Origin of the sequence: Rhodococcus sp. RCBS9, from assembly GCF_029457415.1 — a bacterium.
Taxonomy (GTDB): Bacteria; Actinomycetota; Actinomycetes; order Mycobacteriales; family Mycobacteriaceae; genus Rhodococcus_F; species Rhodococcus_F qingshengii.
Genome location: NZ_CP120422.1, coordinates 2306515 through 2325662 on the forward strand (window position 1 = coordinate 2306515; position 19148 = coordinate 2325662).

Annotated in this window: 22 protein-coding genes; 9 read left to right on the forward strand and 13 right to left on the reverse strand. The window is 62.4% G+C overall.

Going from position 1 to position 19148, the window contains the following annotated elements:
- Window positions 1-53: 53 nt before the first annotated feature.
- Genes P0M12_RS11010 through P0M12_RS11020 form a run of 3 tightly spaced genes read right to left on the reverse strand, consistent with a single transcriptional unit; the run spans window position 54 to window position 3031 of the window.
- On the reverse strand, window positions 54-758 hold the full coding sequence (locus tag P0M12_RS11010) for a hypothetical protein (RefSeq protein ID WP_065456484.1): 705 nt from the start codon (window positions 756-758) through the stop codon (window positions 54-56).
- Window positions 755-1783 carry a nitronate monooxygenase gene (locus P0M12_RS11015; protein WP_007735606.1) on the reverse strand — a complete coding sequence of 343 codons (1029 nt, stop codon included), beginning with the start codon at window positions 1781-1783 and terminating at the stop codon, window positions 755-757. The genes P0M12_RS11010 and P0M12_RS11015 overlap by 4 nt, the downstream gene beginning before the upstream one ends.
- A gap of 45 nt (window positions 1784-1828) precedes the next feature.
- A complete protein-coding gene (locus P0M12_RS11020; protein ID WP_007735604.1) occupies window positions 1829-3031 on the reverse strand; it encodes a YbfB/YjiJ family MFS transporter in 1203 nt (400 codons plus the stop codon).
- A 95-nt stretch (window positions 3032-3126) separates the two neighbouring features.
- Between P0M12_RS11020 and P0M12_RS11025 the strand changes: the two genes are divergently transcribed.
- The 3 genes from P0M12_RS11025 (at window position 3127) to P0M12_RS11035 (ending at window position 5264) form a co-directional block, all read left to right on the forward strand.
- Entirely contained in the window at window positions 3127-4047 is a 921-nt protein-coding gene (locus P0M12_RS11025) for a LysR family transcriptional regulator (RefSeq protein ID WP_277377712.1), read from the forward strand.
- Window positions 4044-4730, forward strand: a complete 687-nt coding sequence (locus P0M12_RS11030; protein WP_042922948.1) for a hypothetical protein — start codon at window positions 4044-4046, stop codon at window positions 4728-4730. The genes P0M12_RS11025 and P0M12_RS11030 overlap by 4 nt, the downstream gene beginning before the upstream one ends.
- Window positions 4731-4826: 96 nt before the next feature.
- A complete protein-coding gene (locus P0M12_RS11035) occupies window positions 4827-5264 on the forward strand; it encodes an SRPBCC family protein (RefSeq protein WP_215516189.1) in 438 nt (145 codons plus the stop codon).
- A 19-nt stretch (window positions 5265-5283) separates the two neighbouring features.
- On the opposite strand, the gene P0M12_RS11040 is transcribed toward P0M12_RS11035, so the two are convergent.
- Both P0M12_RS11040 and P0M12_RS11045 read right to left on the reverse strand, forming a co-directional pair.
- On the reverse strand, window positions 5284-5751 hold the full coding sequence (locus tag P0M12_RS11040; RefSeq protein ID WP_065456480.1) for a hypothetical protein: 468 nt from the start codon (window positions 5749-5751) through the stop codon (window positions 5284-5286).
- 115 nt (window positions 5752-5866) lie between these two features.
- A complete protein-coding gene (locus tag P0M12_RS11045) occupies window positions 5867-6493 on the reverse strand; it encodes a class I SAM-dependent methyltransferase (protein ID WP_021333254.1) in 627 nt (208 codons plus the stop codon).
- A gap of 108 nt (window positions 6494-6601) precedes the next feature.
- Between P0M12_RS11045 and P0M12_RS11050 the strand changes: the two genes are divergently transcribed.
- Window positions 6602-6847 (forward strand): DUF3253 domain-containing protein, encoded by a 246-nt coding sequence (locus P0M12_RS11050; RefSeq protein ID WP_080712776.1) that lies wholly within the window; start codon window positions 6602-6604, stop codon window positions 6845-6847.
- A gap of 42 nt (window positions 6848-6889) precedes the next feature.
- Here P0M12_RS11050 and P0M12_RS11055 read toward each other — a convergent pair whose 3' ends face one another.
- The 5 genes from P0M12_RS11055 to P0M12_RS11075 all read right to left on the reverse strand — a co-directional run bounded on the left by P0M12_RS11055 (window position 6890) and on the right by P0M12_RS11075 (window position 11733).
- Complete coding sequence (locus P0M12_RS11055) at window positions 6890-7801, reverse strand: NmrA family NAD(P)-binding protein (RefSeq protein WP_277377715.1); 912 nt, start codon at window positions 7799-7801, stop codon at window positions 6890-6892.
- 10 nt (window positions 7802-7811) lie between these two features.
- Complete coding sequence (locus P0M12_RS11060) at window positions 7812-8312, reverse strand: hypothetical protein (RefSeq protein WP_003943090.1); 501 nt, start codon at window positions 8310-8312, stop codon at window positions 7812-7814.
- Window positions 8313-8433: 121 nt separating this feature from the next.
- Window positions 8434-8952, reverse strand: a complete 519-nt coding sequence (locus tag P0M12_RS11065; RefSeq protein WP_003943230.1) for a MarR family transcriptional regulator — start codon at window positions 8950-8952, stop codon at window positions 8434-8436.
- A gap of 54 nt (window positions 8953-9006) precedes the next feature.
- Entirely contained in the window at window positions 9007-10467 is a 1461-nt protein-coding gene (locus P0M12_RS11070) for an amidase (RefSeq protein ID WP_277377717.1), read from the reverse strand.
- A gap of 39 nt (window positions 10468-10506) precedes the next feature.
- Window positions 10507-11733 carry an MFS transporter gene (locus P0M12_RS11075; RefSeq protein WP_215516192.1) on the reverse strand — a complete coding sequence of 409 codons (1227 nt, stop codon included), beginning with the start codon at window positions 11731-11733 and terminating at the stop codon, window positions 10507-10509.
- A 119-nt stretch (window positions 11734-11852) separates the two neighbouring features.
- Between P0M12_RS11075 and P0M12_RS11080 the strand changes: the two genes are divergently transcribed.
- Window positions 11853-12752, forward strand: a complete 900-nt coding sequence (locus tag P0M12_RS11080) for a LysR family transcriptional regulator (protein WP_042923001.1) — start codon at window positions 11853-11855, stop codon at window positions 12750-12752.
- A 67-nt stretch (window positions 12753-12819) separates the two neighbouring features.
- Complete coding sequence (locus P0M12_RS11085; RefSeq protein ID WP_042922958.1) at window positions 12820-13308, forward strand: hypothetical protein; 489 nt, start codon at window positions 12820-12822, stop codon at window positions 13306-13308.
- Window positions 13309-13368: 60 nt separating this feature from the next.
- On the opposite strand, the gene P0M12_RS11090 is transcribed toward P0M12_RS11085, so the two are convergent.
- The 3 genes from P0M12_RS11090 to P0M12_RS11100 form a co-directional block, all read right to left on the reverse strand.
- Entirely contained in the window at window positions 13369-14229 is an 861-nt protein-coding gene (locus tag P0M12_RS11090) for an acetylxylan esterase (RefSeq protein WP_042922960.1), read from the reverse strand.
- 186 nt (window positions 14230-14415) lie between these two features.
- Complete coding sequence (locus P0M12_RS11095; protein WP_042922962.1) at window positions 14416-15342, reverse strand: LysR family transcriptional regulator; 927 nt, start codon at window positions 15340-15342, stop codon at window positions 14416-14418.
- Entirely contained in the window at window positions 15339-16229 is an 891-nt protein-coding gene (locus P0M12_RS11100) for a LysR family transcriptional regulator (RefSeq protein ID WP_042922964.1), read from the reverse strand. The genes P0M12_RS11095 and P0M12_RS11100 overlap by 4 nt, the downstream gene beginning before the upstream one ends.
- Before the next feature lie 234 nt (window positions 16230-16463).
- Between P0M12_RS11100 and P0M12_RS11105 the strand changes: the two genes are divergently transcribed.
- The 3 genes from P0M12_RS11105 to P0M12_RS11115 are packed head-to-tail and all read left to right on the forward strand — an operon-like array spanning window position 16464 to window position 19138.
- Window positions 16464-17336, forward strand: coding sequence for an ABC transporter permease (locus tag P0M12_RS11105; RefSeq protein ID WP_042922966.1), 873 nt, complete (start codon window positions 16464-16466; stop codon window positions 17334-17336).
- A gap of 11 nt (window positions 17337-17347) precedes the next feature.
- Window positions 17348-18121, forward strand: coding sequence for an ABC transporter ATP-binding protein (locus P0M12_RS11110; protein WP_252194664.1), 774 nt, complete (start codon window positions 17348-17350; stop codon window positions 18119-18121).
- Between the two features lie 60 nt (window positions 18122-18181).
- Entirely contained in the window at window positions 18182-19138 is a 957-nt protein-coding gene (locus tag P0M12_RS11115) for an ABC transporter substrate-binding protein (protein WP_003943065.1), read from the forward strand.
- Window positions 19139-19148: the final 10 nt, after the last annotated feature.

Genomic DNA, 19148 nt, shown 5'->3' on the forward strand with positions numbered 1-19148 from the left:
ACGTGCCACGCGCGGTATGGGTGGTGCGCAACTCGGAATGCTTGCTGCGTGATTCAAACGTGGTCGTGAACCGGCGACGGAATCTTGTTGGAACGGTAAGAGTCTGCGCTCCGGTTCGGCCGCCAGAGACGCCAGTGTTTCGCGGACAACCGGAACGGGAGATGGTCTTGTAGGTGACGAGCACCGGACGACAACCGTTCGTCTGCAGGCAGGTTGAGCCACAGGGACAGTGAGGATGCCGCGTTGCCAAGGGTTGCGCGTATGCCTGAGTCACCCAGAGTCCGGCCGTATCCATCCACGGCAAAACGGCCGAACGCGTCGGGGGTGATGTCAGGGTACGGCGCGCGCGTGTTGGGGTCGATCAGGCGTACGGGCGTGCTGCAGGTCAGTGCCGCCAAAGAACGTCCGTGGGTTGTGACCGCATCGGAACCAACGAGGGCATCGAGCGCTTCGTTGACAGAACCAGGTGGGACGTTCCATTCGGTATGGGTTTGCGCTTTGTAGCGGGGCCCACCGAAGAGCTCGGTAGCGAACGATGACAACTGCGCGGTCGGCTCGGATGGCCCCCTCTGGTAGATCTCGAACGTCCACGACGGCAACGACACTGGTTCGGTGCAGGATTCCAGGAATGTCTGCAGCCGCTGAAATGCAACATCGGGACGCTTGACTCGAAGCGAGTGTGCACCACCGGCGGACCCGGGCAACCCGTCGTATGTCACTACCTCGGGCAATGTGATGTTCGGTGTCCGCGCCGTCACAGGTTAGCCAATCGCGAAAGCACTACCCCGGCTGGTTCCTCCGTCGCGTGGCGATAGCCAGTACCGGCCCACAGGTGCATTCGCTCGGGATCTGCCTGCGCAACAGCGGCTTTGCGCATCGGGTTGGTCAGGTGATGGATGGCCGGATACCCGATGGGCGCTTGTGCGTCGTAGCGATCGATGAACTCGTTCCGAAGCGCCCGTGCAGGACGTCCCGTGAAAGCTCTTGTGACGACCGTGTTCCCGCGGGACGTGTCGGCCAGAGCTGCCTTGTGCGGAGCCGAGGCACCACTCTCCTCGGTGCGCAGCAGCACAGTACCGACCACTGCCGCGTCCGCTCGGGCACGTAAGGCAGCAGCGACGTCGGCGGAGGTCGCCAGTCCACCGGCCGCCAATAGCGGAACCGACGTGCGGTGACGGATTTGTGCGATCAGTTCGGTGATCGGTGTTTCTGCCGGAACCTGCAGGGGGGTGAGCGTTCCGGAGTGGCCGCCGGCAGCCGACGATTGCACGACAAGCAGATCGGCACCGGCGTCGACGGCAAGGACCGCCTCTGCCTCCGAAGTCACTGTGAGGACGACAAGTGAACCGGCAGCGCGCAGCGCCTTGATGACGCCGGGTGCGGGAAAGCCGAAGGTGAAGCTGACCACCGGAACCGGGCTGGCCAGGAGCAGATCGATCTTGTCCTCGAAGTAGTCGTCGTCTTCGACCGGCTCACCGTCAGCCAGTGTGATGCCGTAGCGATCCGCCTCGACCTGGATCGCCCTGGCATAGGCACGGTAGGCATCGACATCGACAGGCACCGGGTTGGGCGCAAAGACGTTGACACCGAAGGACACTCCCTCGGCGCGCACGGCGTCGATCTGGTCGGACAGAGCCTGAGGCGTCTTGTACCCGGCGGCGAGGAAGCCGAGACCGCCTGCGCGAGAGGCAGCAGCAACAAGTGCCGGTGTGGAAGCGCCGCCGGCCATGGGGGCTGCGATGACAGGGACCTTCAGGTCGAGATCGGTTGTGAGTGCGCTCATTCGAACATCTCCAGTCCTACGTCGGGTAGTGCTCCGGCGGTTTCGTCATCTGACATCAAAAACTACCTCCTCAGTCGAGGTGGCCGTCCGAGGGTCCGCATCGAGATCGGAAGGGAATCGGAACCGCAAAACCGCGGCGGCCACTGCCGCGCCCAGGACGACGGCCGCACCCAACAGCAGAGCGTCGCGATACCCGTCTCGCAGCAACGGAGTGACAACGAGTGGGCCGAGAATCTGACCGACGCTGTATCCAGCGGTCAGCAACGCCACGGCGCGTGGGAACTGCAGGTGCGCGCCGATTGCCAACACAATTGACCCGATACCGAGGAAGGTGACACCGAACAGGAAAGCTGAAATCAGTGCGGGGCCGACGCCTCCGATCACAGCAGGAAGCGCTATGCCCACCGCCTGAATCAACAGGGCAACGAGAAGCAGAGTCGGCCTCGACCAACGCAGGCTGAGCCAAGCCCACAGGGCGCACGAGGGAAATGCGGCCAGACCGACCACTATCCAAGCGCCGCTGCCGACCCATTCTGGAGCGGCGAGATCGATTGCGGCAACAAGGAACGTGCCCGCGATGATGTAGCCGATGCCTTCCAGGAAATAACTGATGAACAAGGCAGTGAACCCGCGTTGGGAACTGGGAGTTCCCGGCGCGTCCGGTGTGATGGCCGGACGCGGTTCCGGCGTCAATCCCCAGGCTGCGACCGCACACACCACTGCAAGGGCCGCAGATGCCAGCCAGGCTGTACTCCAGGTACCGATGAAGCGGACGACCAACACGAGGACCCCGGACAGGGCGATACCCAACCCAACTCCGCCGAATCCCCATCCGGCCAGGAATTGGGACTGCCCCCGAAGGTGCGCGTGCAAAGCGCTGACGGCGATCATGAAGACGAGGGCACTGGCAATGCCTGCGACGAGCCGCAGGGCGAACCAGATGGATCCGTCGTGGGTAGTGGGCATGAGCGCCAAAGTCGCGATGAGGACCACCAACGACGTACGCATCACCGCTGCCGAGCGCACCACGCCGGGAATGAGGATTCCCGCGAGCGCGCCGATGAGGTACCCGAGGTAGTTGGCCGTCGCCAGGGTGGCGCCGAGCGAGGCGGACAGACCGGCCTGCGTGTGCATCAACGGCAGAATCGGTGTGTAGACGAATCGACCGATTCCCATGCTCGCCGCCAGCGCAGCGGCAGCTTGGACAGCGTGCGCTCGCGAGGAGACGCCGTTGTGGATTGTGGTCATGGTCTTATCGTGTGCCCCGGCCGCGCCGGACCGCCACGACCGCTTTGCTCCTGACTGATAGGCGCAACCTCCCACCGCACGTAGCATGAAGGATCGTGGAGCTGCGTCAGCTGAGATACTTCGAGGTCGTCGCCGAGGAACTGCACTTCGGCCGAGCCGCGGCAAGACTACTGATCGCCGGGCCGTCATTGTCGCAGCAGATCATGGCACTCGAGCGCGACCTCGGCGTCAAGCTGTTCGTCCGCGACCGCCGTTCCGTCGCTCTGACGCCAGCCGGCGCGGCCTTGCTCCCTGATGTCCGTGCGCTACTCGAGAGTGCCGAGAATCTGCGACGCCGCGCGGAGCGTCTGTCCGGAGCGGAGCCCGTCCGGATCGGCTACGTCAATTGGCTCCCCACGGATCTGATCGCGCGCACTTCAGGGGTCGCGCAACTGCACGTCGACGCCTGGGTGGTGCCATCGCACGCACAGGCCGCGCGGGTGGCGGACGGCAGCCTCGACCTGGCGATCGCCTGGGTGCGGAAAACCGATGTCGCCCAACATGCTCTGAGCGCGAAACTGCTCGGCGCGGATCGGCTCTACGCCGTCTCCACCGGAGAGGACACCACACCGGTGCGGGCACGCGACGTCGTCGTACTCGTCGACGACGACACCACCTCCTGGTATTCGTGGAACGTCTACGCCGAAGAATTCGCTCGCGATACCGGCGCACAGATCCTGCGCATCAACGACGGTGGTATCACCGGTCCGGCATTCTTCGATCACGTCCGTGCCGTCGGCCGTCCGGTCGTCAACTCGCCCAAAGGGCAGACCATCACGCTGCCGAGCGATCTCACGGCACGCCCGATGATCGACCCGGCGGCAATCTGGACGTGGTCACTCCTGTGTCGTGAGAACGAAACGCGCCCTGCCGTTCTCGCGGCCGTCGACGCTCTCACCGGCGGTGCCACTGATCTCGGAATCCACGAAGACGGGATATGGCTACCCATGGACGATCCTTACCGGAGGACTCGATGACACGACGCGCTATTCGAGTTTTCTGGGGACGACGGCCGGAATCGGTGCCGGCCGTGGCCTCCCGGTGGCGTCGGACGTTGGAGCAAGTCGAATTCCTGTTGCCCGAGGTGGTCGGCGGGTCGTGGCAACAGATCCATTCCGCTGGACCTGCTACTGCCGTGACCGTCGACCAGTTGGCGCAGGTCCTCGAGAAAGCGCAGGCCGCCGAAGACTGGTCGGATCGTCTGGGAATCGGATTGAGGCTCGCATCCAGTGGAGGGCCCGAATGGGGGCTCGAGCTCTCCGGGTTGGCGGGCGGCGAACCTGAAATCGTCCTTCAGTCGATGATTATTGCCGTCAGCGCGCCGGACGCCGCCGAAGTTCCTGAGACAGAACTACTTCGGATGCTCGCCGCGGTGTGGGAACCGGACTTCGGGGACGTCACCGACGACAACATCCTCGACGCTCTCGAAGACGAGTCCGACTATCGCGTCGGAGATCCCGTGATCGGCCGCGTCGGCTACCTCTCTTCCGCTCGCGCTGACGCGATCCCGGATGACCTGGCCGTAGGCGTTGCCGCGTTACCGGGCGGCGTGTTGCTACAGATCGGGGCCGTCGATGGGGTCGTTCGGGCGTACGAGCGCCTGCGCGAGACCGGCGCACTCGATCCGCTTCCGCGTCCACTGGACCGCGCAGTCCTCTGAAGACGGTTACCGTTTGTCGAGTTTGGGTAGCCCGGGCGTCGGAACGAACTCTCACCGCGGCACTACCGCCGAAAAATGAACCGAAAGGCCCACCGCATGGTTGACGTCACCCGCAATTTCACCGCCGAGGTACCGATCGAGAAGGCTGCGGCGTTTCTCCGCGACTTCGCCAATGCGCCGACGTGGGATCCGGGCACCGAGAGTTGCACGCAGATCTCCGACGGTCCTGTCGGCGTCGGAACCCAGTGGCACAACGTGTCGAAGCTGTTCGGCGTCACCACGGAACTGACGTACACGCTGGTGACCGACGAGCTGAATCACGTTGTTCTCGAAGGAAAGAACAAGACTGCCACCAGTACCGACGACATCACCTTGACTTCGGTGGGTCCGAACTCGACCGAGATCGAGTATCACGCGAACGTCGAGTTCAACGGTGCCGCCAAGATTGCGTCGCCTCTCCTGAAGGCGGGATTCGAAGCCAAAGTGGCACCAGAGACGGTGAAGAAGATGACGGAAGCCCTCGAAGCGCTCTGACAAGTCCGTCAGGTTCTTGTCACTGTGTGTTGCCGCCGCTCGCGCCACCGTTGCGAGCTTCGATGGCATCGATGGACTTCGTGAACGACTTTCCCAGCACTTGGGTGCCGACGAGTCCGAGTACCGACGCCAGGAGCTTTCCCTTGAGGTTCTTGCCGTCCCGGACCACGACGGCGTCGACATCGGTCAGGCCCGTCGGCTGCCGGGTCAGCGTGTAGGTATGGCTCGACGCCCCGCCCCACAGGTTGGAGTCGGTGGTTGTCATCACGACGCGGTGCGGGTCGGTCCAGTCGTAATGCAGACGCTCCCAGATACCACTGGAGCCCTCGGTGACATCAGCATCGTGGGGTCCTTGTTTGTGCACTTTCAGGTAGCTGTCCGCACTGCGGCCGAAGATTTCCTCACGGCCCGGACCGAAGTCGGTCAGGCCGGCAAGGACCTGTTCGGGCGTCGCAGTGGTCGTCTTGTGAAGATGGATCGTGGTCATGGCGCCTTCTTTCAACTGTGGATGATCCGGTGCTGAAAAAGCCGGGAAGTGACTCATCCAGCACACCACTCACACGAAATGAATGAAAGAGAATTGCTCGCCCTGTCTCGATCCGCTATTCGACGCCGCGCCGGCTGGCAGTGATTGCGCCGTGCGGCCTGTAGCCGCTCCCCGTCCGGGTATGGGTCTCGATCACGTCGAAACCCGCTGTGACCAGCACCTCGGCAAGTTCGGTCACCGGCCATCGATAACCAGTCGTCGCGGCATGATCAAAAGGCTCTACCGTTGTGCCTTCGAAGAAGCCCACCAGCAACCCACCACCTGGGCGGATCACGCGCGCGAATTCAGCGAGCGGTGCCTCGATATCTTGCGGGTGATGGTGAATGAGCGAGTACCAGGACAGCACGCCGCCCAGTGAATTCGTTTTCGCGTCCAATGCCTCGAAGCCCCCGACCTCGAACGAGAGATCGGGGTATCGGGTGCGGGCTCGTTCGACGAACTCGGGCACTAGATCGATCCCGCTCACAGCCAGCCCGCTCTGGGCCAGGAAGTCTGTCCACTGCCCCGGCCCGCACCCGGCGTCGAGTACGGGGCCGGTCAAAGTGGCGGCCCAGCTGGTCACCAGGTCCCGATCAGATACGTGCGTCGAATCCATCGAGCCGAAGAGGTCCGTGTACTCCTGGGATCTGGCCGAATACGACTTTCGGACTACGTCGCGGCGCGTTGCACTCGAATTCTCCACGCCGTCAATAATTATCGATGTGCACCATTCCTTCGCCGCAACTCGCCGAACCGAAGGTTCATACTCTGTTAAAGGCCTACGGTCACGACCGGAAACTGAGGTCATACGGTGGAAGAGAAAGAACTGGCGGCGAAGATCCGCGAACTACTCAATGCCCGATCGGCCGAGTCGAGCATCTGCCCCTCCGATGTGGCCCGCGCAGCAGCACCCGACAATTGGCGTCCGCTGATGGAACCCGTCCGAGAGGCTGCCCGCCACATGGTGGCCCACGGCGAAGTGCAGATCACCCAAGGCGGCGAAGTCGTCGACCCGGAATCCGTACGAGGTCCGATCAGGATTCGGTGGGCTCGTTGATCAACCGCGTGACTTCTGGCGGCACTGCTCTCGCAGCGTGAATCAGCGGAAACGGTCCAGATGCTCACGCAGGAACGCATCCAGGGTTCGTGGCTCACGCCCCAGGACACGTGCCACCGTGTCGGTGGGTGACTCCGGGCGCGAGACGGCAAGTTGCTGGATCTCCAGAATGTGCTCGGCCAGCCACGGAGGCATGTGGGCATGATCGACGAGGTTTTGCCGCAGTTCGTGCGGTGGCAGGTCGATATATTGGACGGGGCGATCGAGCATGCGGGTCAGAGAATCGGCGATGCCGCCGTAGCCGACTGCCTCGCTACCCGTCAGGACGTAGGTACCGCCGGCGAGGTCGGCGCGTGTGAGCACGGCCGCGGCGACGTCACCGATATCTCGGCAGTCGATCCAGTTGCACGGCGCGTCCCGCATCGCGCCCAGAATCACCCCTTGCGCAGCCACCGCCGGAGCCAGGAGCAACAGATTCTGCATGAACGCATAAGGGCGGAGCAGAGTGTGGCGGATCCCGGATGCACGCAGGTGTTCGCCGACGGCATGGTGGCCGCGGGAGAGAGCGATGGGGGAGTCGGCCGCGGCGGCGGGGTCGGAGATCTTGACGATGTGTTCGACGCCGCTCTCGGCGGCGATGTCGATCACACGCGTCTCGAGCTCGACCTGTTCGAGGCCGTTGGCCATGGCGAGGAAAAGTTGTTCGGCCCCTTCGAAAGCCGTCCGTAGCGAAGTTGGGTCTGAGGCATCGGCCGGCACTACTTCGACCAAACCGTCGGCCAAGTCGCCGAGGTGGGCGCGCAGCCTGTCCGGGTCGCGGGACAGCGCTCGGCTCGGCACACCCGAGGATGCGAGACTGTGTAGCAACGCGCCGCCTGTGGTTCCGGACGCTCCCATGATGACGATCATCGTGTTCCTTTCGGTCTTCCCCGGGAAGCCGGGGATCTTTGACATGTGTTGTCGGTCAGGGATTCTGACGGCGCCATCGCCAGCTCACGATGACGGCAGCGACCGCGGCAGATATCGGTAGATCGAGTTGCAGGCGAGCAAGCCAAGCAGTGTCGACCACGCTCGTGTGAGCTGGTAGCCAACGGGAGGCGAACCACCCGACGAGGCCTGCAATCACAGCGGCTGCGACGGCAAGAATTGCCGCCACCATGACGCGAGGCAGTGTCGTGGTCCACGGCCGTGACCTCCCGCGACGCTGCAGCCAGGAGCCGATCAGCAACGCCACCACTGCCGACGTGCCCGCGATGGACGTAAATGCCGCCATCGTGAGGCCCGATTGGCCGGATGCGACTCCGCCCGCACCCGCCATCAGCGCAGGGGCAAGGTAGGCGACCAGCACCTCCCTCCACAGGGTGAAAGGTCGTGCGCCGCGACGATCGGCAACCGGGACGCGTCGATTGGAATCGGTTATCTCCCTTTCGTTTTCGCGACGGATCGGTGGGGTGAGTCCGGACATGAAGGAGACCAACTTTCCGATTATAATTAGGTGACTAACTATTTGGGCATGAAAAGAGAAGTCTCTGTCGAGAATTGACGACGATTCGAATCGCTACGCGAATACTTGGAATCCCAGCCGACTACTCCGCAGTCAGCGCACCGATACCGCGAACGACCCGCGAGAGCAGATCCAGAAAAACCGCACGCTCGTCGACAGTGAGCTCGTCGACCATTTCCTCGAGACGAGCAAAGTGTTCGGGCGCCATGTCACGTAAACGCTGAGCGCCGCGAGCAGTCAGGACGACCACCGCACCACGCCCGTCCTCCGCGGACGGACGTCGAGCGACCAAACCCTCCTGCTCGAGCCCATCGACCAAGCCGGTGACCGTGGCTCGCGAGACGCCGAGATCAGCGGCCAGTCGCGAGGGAGATTTCTCCCCGTCGTGGTCTTCCAGATCCGCAAGCAGTCGGTAACGGCCGGTCGACAGTCCATACCTCGCGAAGTGAACCTCGGTTGCTCGACCGAGCCGCGCGCCCGCCGAGATCAGCCGCACCGCAACCAGCACAGCCTGCGGATCGGACCCGAGGCCGTAGTGCTCCAACTGCCGCCGCGCCTGATCCAACGTGGGTGAGTCGTGATCGGTTCCGTCCACTGCCATGCAACTAATATGGCACCTAACTACATTCTGGTCAACTCTCCACCAGAGCTAGCTTCAAACGCCGAACAATACCTGCGGGGCCGCATGGCAGTCCGGGTGATTGCCGGGATACGGCAGGACCTTCTCGAGGGCGAGCCCAATCGCAAAGGCCGTCTGGTCGTCGTACGGTCGCGTAACTATCTGTGTGCCCGTGGGGATTCCGTTCCGAGCGAAACCTGTGGGGATTGTCAGCACCGGGCAGCTACTCAGGATGTTGAAGGTGATGGCCGGTACAGCCTCGAGGTAGAACTCCAATTCTGTTCCAGCCACATTGATTCCGTGCCCCACGTAGTCGTCGCCGGCAAGAAAGCCCTCCGTCGCCACTGCCGGAGTGATCAACGCGTCATAGGTGTCGAACAGGGATCCGATCGACGAATACAGTTCGGCTTCGATCGCGAGTCCGTCGAGGAAAGTCGCGTCACCACGGGTGCGGCGTGCCCATTGCGCGAATTCCTTCGCGTACTCCGTGACTTTGTCGGGGTGCGCGGACGCTTCGGCGGAGATCGATGCACCGAACACGTGATCGTAGTGAATGGCGGCCGCACGCATGATTGCAGCGCGTGACAAGTCGACTTCGATGATCTCCGCGCGTGCGCCCAGCGCAGTGAGGGTGTCCACCAACTTGGCGGTGTTGGCGGCAACGTCCGGATCAACCGGCCAGTCACCCAACGCGGGGATCACGGCGATACGCATTCCTGTCAACGAATGCGTTGCGAGGCCGGACAGCGGCGATGCCGGTACATGCGAGGCAATGTCAGTGGAGGTCGGTCCCGCGATGACCGACTGCATTGTGAGGCAATCACTTACGGTGCGAGCCATCGGACCGCAGTGGCAGTAGCGATCGAGATTGAATGGCGGATCGACGGGGACACGGCCGTGCGGTGGCTTGAACCCGACAATTCCGTTGAGAGACGACGGAGTTCGGATCGAACCTGCAACATCGGAACCGGTAGCCAAGTGCGTCATACCGGCGGCAAGTGCGACTGCCGATCCACCGGAAGACCCGCCGGAGGAGTATTTCGTGTTCCACGGATTGCGAGTGACGCCCCACAACTCGGACTGTGTGAACGCGGCCGAGGAGAATTCGGGCGCCGTCGATCGCGCGTGGACGATGGCACCGGCGTCGATGATTCTCTGCACGAAAGTCGAAGTGTGAGTGGCGATCACATCCTCATAGACCTTGGACCCTTGAGTCCAAGGTTGTCCTTGCACCGGTTCATCCTCTTTCACCACAACGGGAACACCGGCGAGCGGAAGGCTGACATCCGAGCCGCGGGCGTAGTGGCGTTCCGCTGACTTCGCTTGCGCCCGTGCCGCATCGAAGAAAGTGTGTCCCACTGCATTCAAGGTCGGGTTGAGCGCCTCGATACGTTCGATGGTGGACTCGAGTACCTCCACCGGAGACAGCGATTTATCCCGGTAGCGTTCGATCATCTCGGTCACATCCATGAAGGTTGAAACGGGTGTCTGGCGCATATCTGTTGTCCTGCCTCTATGAAGGTTTTGTGTAGGCGGCTAGGTTGTCAGTTCATGCTTTGCCACGACGGGATTGCGGAATGTGGCGAGCAGCATTGCGAGAGTGGCGATTCCCGCGGCTGTCCAGAAGACCGTTTCGGAACCGGAGTGGTCATGAATGCGTCCACCCGCGAACGCGCCGAGGGCGATGCTTGCATTGAAGACTGCAACCCACAGAGCCGCAGCGGCCTCTCGGTGAACGGGAGCGGCTTGTGCGATCCATGTTTGAGTACTCACCGATACACCACCGTAGAAGAGGCCCCAAGCCGCCATGAGCAGAGCAGCTGTGATCAAGGTGGTAGCCGAGATCGGAAACAGGGCGAGTGTGACCGCTATTCCCACGCTGAGGCTGACGACCACCGCCTTCGGGGACTTTGCAGCGGACGGCCCGGCAATGAAGTTGCCGACGACACCGAATGCACCGTAGATCAGGAGCATTGTGCCGACCTGCGAAGCGTTCAACCCCGCGAAGAACTCCAGCCCCGGACGCACATAGGTGTACGCCGCGAAATGAGCGGTGACGATGAGCGCGGTAATCGCGAATCCGACCCGGACTCCTGGGTTCCGAAAGGCCGCCACGAGACTCCCGAGCGACAAGGCCCGATCAGCTGGCATCGTGGGTAGGACAGCGATCATGGCGATCGCGATCAGCGTCGCGGCGCAGCTGAGAGTCCAGAATGCCACGCTCCACCCGGCCGCTGCTCCGATATACGTCCCCGCGGGGACACCGAGAACTGAGGCGACCGCGATTCCGCTGAAGATGATCGTGGTCGCCAACCCGACGGATCTGGTCTCCACCAACCTGGGAGCCAGGCTTGCGGCGAGCGCCCAGACTCCACCCATGCTCACGCCTAGAAGGACGCGAGCCACAGCGAGGACAACGAAGCTCGGAGCAAGGGCCGTGAGGGCGTTCGCCGCGGCGACTACAAGCATCAGAACGATAAGCGTCGACCGACGATCGAAGCGCCGGGTCACGATGGGCACAAACGGGGCAGTGGCCGCTGCCACCAATCCGGTAATGGCCAGTGAGAGCCCGATGGTCCCTTCACTTTCCACCAGAGCAGCACCGATCGGGGTGAGTAGCCCGACCGGCATCATCTCTGCCGCGACAACGATGAAGGTGGACGCTGCGATCAGCGCGACCGCAGCCCAGTGGTTCTCAATGGTGTGTGCGTGGGTTGAGGACGTGGACGCAGGGCTGTTCTGTGCAGATGCGGAGTGGGGCATGTAACCAGAGAAGCTCCTGCACGCCGAAGGATCAACGGCGAATCGCTCATCCAACCATTAGCTCAATTCATCGATGAGCCATGATGGAGTGGTCGAATGAGTCGAAGGTCGGAGTGAAAATGTCGGAGCCTCCGATGCGTGAGATCGAGTGTTTCCTCGTTCTCGCTGAAGAACTGCACTTCGGTCGCACCGGCGAGCGGCTGTTCATCTCCCAGAGCCGAGTGAGTCAGCTGATCAGCGCATTGGAGCGTCGTATCGGCACAAGCCTGGTGGCGCGGACCAGTCGCCGCGTGCACCTGACTGAATTCGGTGCCGATTTTCTTGCGTCGTTGGCTCCCGCGCATCGTGCGCTTGTCGGAGTAATCGAGGACGCTCAATCGAGAGCACGCAACACGCCGACGCCGTTTCGGGTGGGTTTCCAAGGAGCAATTTACGATTCGATCGCGGCTGCTGTCTCTCGTTTCGAGATACAACATCCGCAAACATGCGTGACCATCAAAGAATTACCCCTGGGTGATCCGTTCAGTGATGTACTCGCCGGGCGAATCGATGCGGCAGTGGCCCTTCTCCCCGTAGATGAGCCGGAACTGACAACCGGGCTCGTCTTTTCTCGACAGCCCCAGACCCTCGCCATCTCAGTCCATCACCCGTTCAGCGAACTGGGCGTGATCGACGCCGAGCAGTTGGCGCAGATCTGTCTCGTACCCATCACCGGCCCCGCCCCCGACTATTGGCAGCGTGTGAATTCCCCGAGCACGACGCCGGGCGGAGCCACGATTCCCACGCAGGGTGGGGCGAGCACCGTTCAGGAAGGCCTGTCGCAGGTCGCATTCAGTCAGGTCGGCCTCATCCTCTGCGCTGCAACCGCTGCATACAGCCAGCGCTCGGACATCACATTCGTACCGATCAACGGATTACCCGAATCTGCTTTGGGTCTCGTGTGGCGTACCGATCTCGAAAGCCCACGACTTCGCGCTTTCGCGAAAGCGATCGAGGAAGCACACACCTGTCCCTCCTGACGTCGATCAGTAAGTCGCGGAAGGAGTCCGGGGCATTGAGATGCATCGTGTGTGAGATGATCGCGCCATGTCTGCGATCACCGACTACTTCACCGCGCGCACGGATGAGCATGCCACCTCTGCCCTCGAGGGACTCGTCGACTTGGACCCAGAGGTGATGGAGGCGAACGCAGCTTCTCGCCCGCGGATCCAGTTGGCTGCGAGTGGGACTCCAGTTCTGCAGGCGAAAGGCGTCGATCCAGTTGTCGCGCTCGGCCGACTGGAAGCAGCCCTCACCGCTCGCCCCTACGACGAAGTTGCAAAAGGTCCACGCTGCGGGAAACTCGTCGCGATGAGCGACGACGGCGACACCCTCGTGCTCACGGTTACCGACGAATTGCGTGATGCACTAGCGGAATTGAACGCAGAAGGCGTCGCGGCCGCTGCGGCCGCCTGGGCGATCGACGAGACCAGTGAACCGTCGGAGGACTCAGTGCCGTTCCTGACCGCCTTCGTCGAACTAGCGACCAGAGCTGTGGCTCAGGGCGAACGAATGTACGGCTACGTCGTCATTTGAGCTTCGCAACTCCGCCGATCTGAACAGACAGGTCGTTCGTCTTCGACTCCCGACTTACCGTCAGCCCGGGATCTGCCGGGCCAGATCGTTGCGGTCGAAGTCGGAGAACTGCTGGGTGTCAGTGCAATATCCACAGCTCGCTCCGAAGAACTCGGTGCGAGCGTTCGGATCGTCGAGTAGCCAGTACCGCAGCCACGCCGTGCTCGGCCCGCGCATATCGCCGCCGTTGATCGCCGTACCGAAGTGCGTGGCGCCGCGCAGTTCCAGATACTCGGCAGGCACGTGGTCTGCGTCCTCGTACATCGCCCGCACGATCGCCGGCCAAACGATTGCGTCGGCCTGGCCGGCCAGATAGAGAACGGGCTCGTCGATGAGATCGACATCATTGAGCGGGCCTGGCTGGATCGCGACGGCGGTGTCGACGCGGTCGTCGATCGCCGCGTTGATCGCCGCAGACCCGCCCTGCGAGTGCCCCACCGCACCAATGTGTTCCAGGTCGACTTTGCCGAAGAAGACGCTCGACGGGCTGGCCGCTTTGTCCGCGATGAGGTCGATTCCCGACCGCATGGTGATGGCGAAATTGCTTGCCGGGGTATTGGCGGCGACCACGATGAATCCGTGGCTGGCGTAGTGGCGCAACAAGGAGGTGTACGCACCGGGGAGCACACCGGTCCCGTTCCCCCAGATCACAACAGGGTGCTTCTCGCCGCGCGCGCCGAGCTGGCGCGGGTAGTACAGAGTGTGCACCAGCCCGATCGAGACGTTCGGGGTGTACGGCCCTGCACTCGCCCAATCGTGCCCGACGCTCGGGATGCCGGGCGCATCGGCAGCCGCTGTTCCGGTTGCGCCCGTGAGTCCTAGCGTCGCGCACAACGCAACCGCCGCTGCAGCATTCACGAAATGTTTCACAGACTTTCGCATGAAAGTCAACCTTTCGAAGTTGATCCGGAGTGACGTGTATTACATATTCACGGGAAGGCAACCCGTCGGCTTTGTTTCAGGAAACGGACTATCCCAGAAGTGTTGTGTCTGTGGACAAAATCATCGTTCTCGGTGGACGCCCGGCCGACGCGAATACCCAGAGCGCAAGGTCCAGTTCGCCTCGGCCTACGGCTTCCGCGCGGATTGCTCGGCACACAGCCGTAGGAAATGTTCGACGATCTGCGTGTTCGGGCCGTCCCTTGCCACGGCTGCGATCTTCCGTGGGGGCAGTTCGAATATCTCGCCCACAGTGCACCCGCGTTCGGATGCTCGCTCGGCACTGGAGAGTTCGAGGATGACAGCACCGATCCCTTCGTACGCGAAATCCGCGAAGGCATCGCGGTGCTGTGACCTCATCACGAATGCGTGGTCGATTCGCGGTTCGATCGACCGCAGATGGCGATAGACATCGGAAGTTTCGAACCGTGGTGCGACAACCAAGCCGATGCGCATGAGGTCCTCGCCGATGAATACCCCGTCCACCGGTGGCGGGGTACCGGGCGGGCAGACGAGCCGCAACTTGTGGTCCGGAAGGCGCACCGTGCGCGTCCCGGGAACACCGGTGGGCAGCGACTCCATTATTGCCACGTCAGCGGTGCCTGCCATGACCGGGTGAATCGCATCGGCCACGGACGACCCAGGCGGATCCGAGATGGTGATCCTCAGGTTCGGCACCTCCGTGCGCAGCGCTCCGAGCAGTACCGCTGCGGGATCGTCCGCAAGGCTCGCTGTCGTGGCAACACTGAGGTGGGGGACTGCTGACAGTAAGAACTCGCGCTCGACCACTAATCGGTCGAGCGCGGCCAGCGCTTCGCGTGCTGGATCGATGAGATTCCGTCCGCGCGCAGTCAGCGTCGCGCCGGTCCGGCCTCGATTGAAAAGCCGTCCTCCGACGCGTCTTTCGAGCCGCGCAATTGATTGAGAGACGCTCGATGTACCCGTGAACTGATTTGCCGCTGCCGCCGTGATGCTGCCGTGTTCGACGACGGCAAGGAAGTCTTGTAGCTGCCGCGGATCGATTCGCGGGGTGGCGGACTCTCCGAACTTGCTCATCCGGCGTTCCCCATTCCACCTTCGTCACGTAATCGGCTGGTCGTCTCGATAAACGCTTGTGCCGCAGGCGATGGCGTCGAACCGTGGAACATCCAGATATCACGAGTGAGCGGGGGCCGAGTACGACACAGCACCACACCTTCTCCGACTGTATCGGCGACAGATTCGGGAAGGAAAGCGACGCCGACTCCCGCGCGTACAAGTGGGATCATCGAAGCCACAGAGATAGTCTCCGCAACCACCGCCTCGTCCACAGTGCCTTCGCCCAGGCGTTCCGCCAACAGTCGCCGAGTGACATCGTCACGCGGGCTGGTGATCAATCCGATTCGCAACAGATCCGTCAACGCCGCTGCCCCCTCGCCTTCACTTCGTGCGGCCGGCACCAGCGCAACGATTTGTTGCCGGCCGAGAAGGATACGTTCAACGCCCTCGTCGAACACCTCGTCCACCCCGAGGCCGATATCAGCCTGACCCGAGGCGACCACCGTTCCGATTCCGTCGGTGTCATTGCTGAGCATCGTCACCGCAACGTTCGGAAATTTGCTTTTGAACGCACCCAGGGCCGTGGCCGCTGGATCACGCGCCAGTGTTCGCGGACACACGACCGTCAGCCGACCCCGCTGCACGACGTTCAATGGATGCAAAGCGTGATCCAAATCCCGGTATGCCCGAAGTACTTGGGCCGCCGGACCTGTGAGATCGCGTCCAGCGTCGGTCAGGGTGACTCCCCGCGAGCCACGGCGGACGAGCGTCAGGCCGCACTCTTTCTCCATTCTGGCGAGAGCCTCCGAGATTGTCGGCTGGCTGACCCCCAGTCCGCGAGCCGCAGCGGAAATGCTGCCCCGATCAGTAAGGGCGAGAAAGTATTCCAGATGACGCCGGTCCATTCGGGGTTCCCTTCTCGTGGCAGTCCTCGCGCGCGCCCGATTTTGCGCCCGTCAGGCATAGGGAAACCCTATGGCATACCTCTCGAATGTGGCGTAGACGGGAAGAAGAATCCCGTGATCTGCTTCACATATGAACGCAGTGAGCAACAACCCGGGGAGCTTCGACCAGAGGCACCCGTCTGCTTTTGTCGAGCACCTATCGCCGCCTGCGAGCACCACGGAGGAGGCGCCGAAATGACCGAAACCATCACCGCAAGTTCGCCATCCGGTGCTACGTCACCCCGTTCTGCGAGGCGGGCACGCTCTGAGCCGAAGCCCGCTCGACAGCGTCGATCCGGTACGCGACTCACCATCGGGGTACGACTGGCCCAGGTCGCGCTGCTTCTGGTCCTACTCGGAGCGTGGCAGCTCGTCGCATCGCAAGGTTGGATCGAGCCAGTTCTGGCCAAAACGCCAGGCGAGGCCTGGGCCTACTTCACCGCAGCGGTGCAGTCGGGCGAGATTTCGTCGAACTTGCGTGCCACGATGACTGCCGTCGTGATCGCGTGGATCCTCGCCAGCGCAGTCGGGGTGGCGGTCGGACTCTCTCTCGGACTGCTTCCGACCCTCGAACGCATCATGAGTCCGTTCCTGGATGCGGCGAATGCCATGCCACGTCTTGCGCTGGCGCCTCTGCTTATCGTCATCTTCGGGATCACGATGACGGCGAAGGTCGCTCTCGCGTTCACACTCGTCTTCTTCATCGTCTGCTCGAGTGCACGAGCCGGTGTGAAGACAGTGGACGACGAATGGCTCCGACTATCCACTGTCCTGAATGCCAGTAAGACACAGGTGTTCTGGCACATCCTCCTCCCCGTCGCAACACCTGGCATTTTTGCCGGTCTTCGGTTGGGGCTGATCTATTCGCTACTTGGCGTTGTCGGTTCGGAACTGATCTCGTCACGGGACGGGCTGGGCCAGCTTGTGTCGATCTACTCGGCCCAGTTCCGGATGGAAGCGGTCTACGCGATCCTCATACTTCTCGCAATCGTCGCAGTCGTCCTCAACCAGGTCATGAACTTCGCCGAGCGCTACCTCCTTCGGTGGCAGCCGCCGGCTCGACGATGACAGGAATCATCATGGATACCAACGTGATTACACCCGCCGTACAACTCGACGGACTGACGATATCCTTCCCCTCACCCGAAGGGTCGACGAAAACTGTGGTCGACAATCTCGACCTCACCATCCCTCGCGGACAGTTCGTGAGCTTGGTCGGCAGGAGCGGTTGCGGAAAGACCACTCTGCTCAACGCGCTCGCTGGATTGGTGGACGCAACAGAAGGGAAGACTGAGGTCCTCGGCACAACACCATTCGACGCTCGTTCTCGGATGGGCTTCATGATGGCCCGAGATGCGCTGTTCCCGTGGCGAACAGCGCAGAAGAACGTGGAGTACGGTCTCGAATTGAGGGGAGTACCCAAGGCGGAGAGACGAACTCAATCAGCGCGCTGGCTTGCGGCCGTTCAAATGTCCGAGGCGTCACGGCTGTGGACTTGGCAACTCTCCCAAGGGATGCGCCAGCGTGTCGCGTTGGCCCGAACGTGGGCACTGGATCCGGACATCTTGTTGATGGACGAACCCTTTGCCGCCCTCGATGCGCAAACCCGAGTCGAAGTACAGCGAGAATTCCTCGAGCTTTGGCAATCTCAGGTAGGCCGGACGGTCATCTTCGTAACCCACGACCTCGGCGAAGCCATCTGTCTCTCCGACCGCGTTCTGCTGCTCGGGGCCGGCCGGGTGATCGACGACGTCAGCATTGACATCGAACGCCCCCGCGAACTCGAAACCCTCACCGCCGAACCTCGATACATCGAAATCTTCAACCGGCTGCGTGGTCAGCTCGACCACTGATGTGCCCAGCCAACTCAGCTTGATTTCTGATGCGCCCAGCCATCAAGGAACAGGAATCCCATGAAACTTCGACCTTTTGTCGGCACAGTCATTGCAGCGGCCCTACTGCTTTCCGCGTGTGGAGGGGGAGGGCGTCCGAACGACGGTAGCGTCGCCATCGGGGTCTACCCTGCGAGTGCTTTGTCCCTGCCTGTCTACGTCGCTGTCCAACAAGGAATGTTCGACAAGGAAGGCCTCCACGTCGAGCTCATCGACGGAAAGAACGGGCCCGAACTCATCAGCGGTCTCATCGGCGGTACAACCGATCTCGCGGTCGGTGCACCCGGAACCGTCGTGCCGGCCATAGAGCAAGGGCAGAGTCTGCGGCCACTGTCCCCCTACGGGTCGATCGATCTTGCCATCGCCGTGACGAAAGACAGCGGCATCACCACCATCGAGGATTTGCCCGGCAAGCGGATCGCCATACCGTCGCGTGGCGGCGCGGCCGAGCAATTCGTCAATCAGCTTCTCGCAGAGAGAAACATCGACGCCTCCACGGTGCAATTCATCGCAGCGGCACCCACCGCGAGTCAGATACCACTCGCACGAAAGGGCGACATAGATGCCGCCGTTCTCACCGCTGCCAGCCAGGCCGTATTCGATGCTCAAGGAATTCCGATGACGGCGATTACAGAAGTAGACCCGGTGGGCTCTGACGGCGTGAGTTCATACGGCCTGGGCACGGTGCTCGTCACGACAGCCACATTCGCTGAATCCGATGCTGCTGCCCCCGTGTGTGCGGCGCTCGAGGCCGCAGCAGGGTGGATAGCCGATCCCGCGAACGAGCAAGCAGGAGCTCAACTTCTCACCGAGCGAATGAATGTTCCTGCTGACAAAGCCAACCAGGTGTGGGCTTCGCAGAAGAGCCTCTGGCCTGTGCAGATTTCGGCCGACCGATGGACCCAGAACGTCAGATGGGTGAACAACCAGACCTCGGGCAAGTCCGACGCAGACGTCCCTTTCGACCCCCTCTGCTGACCAACGCCCC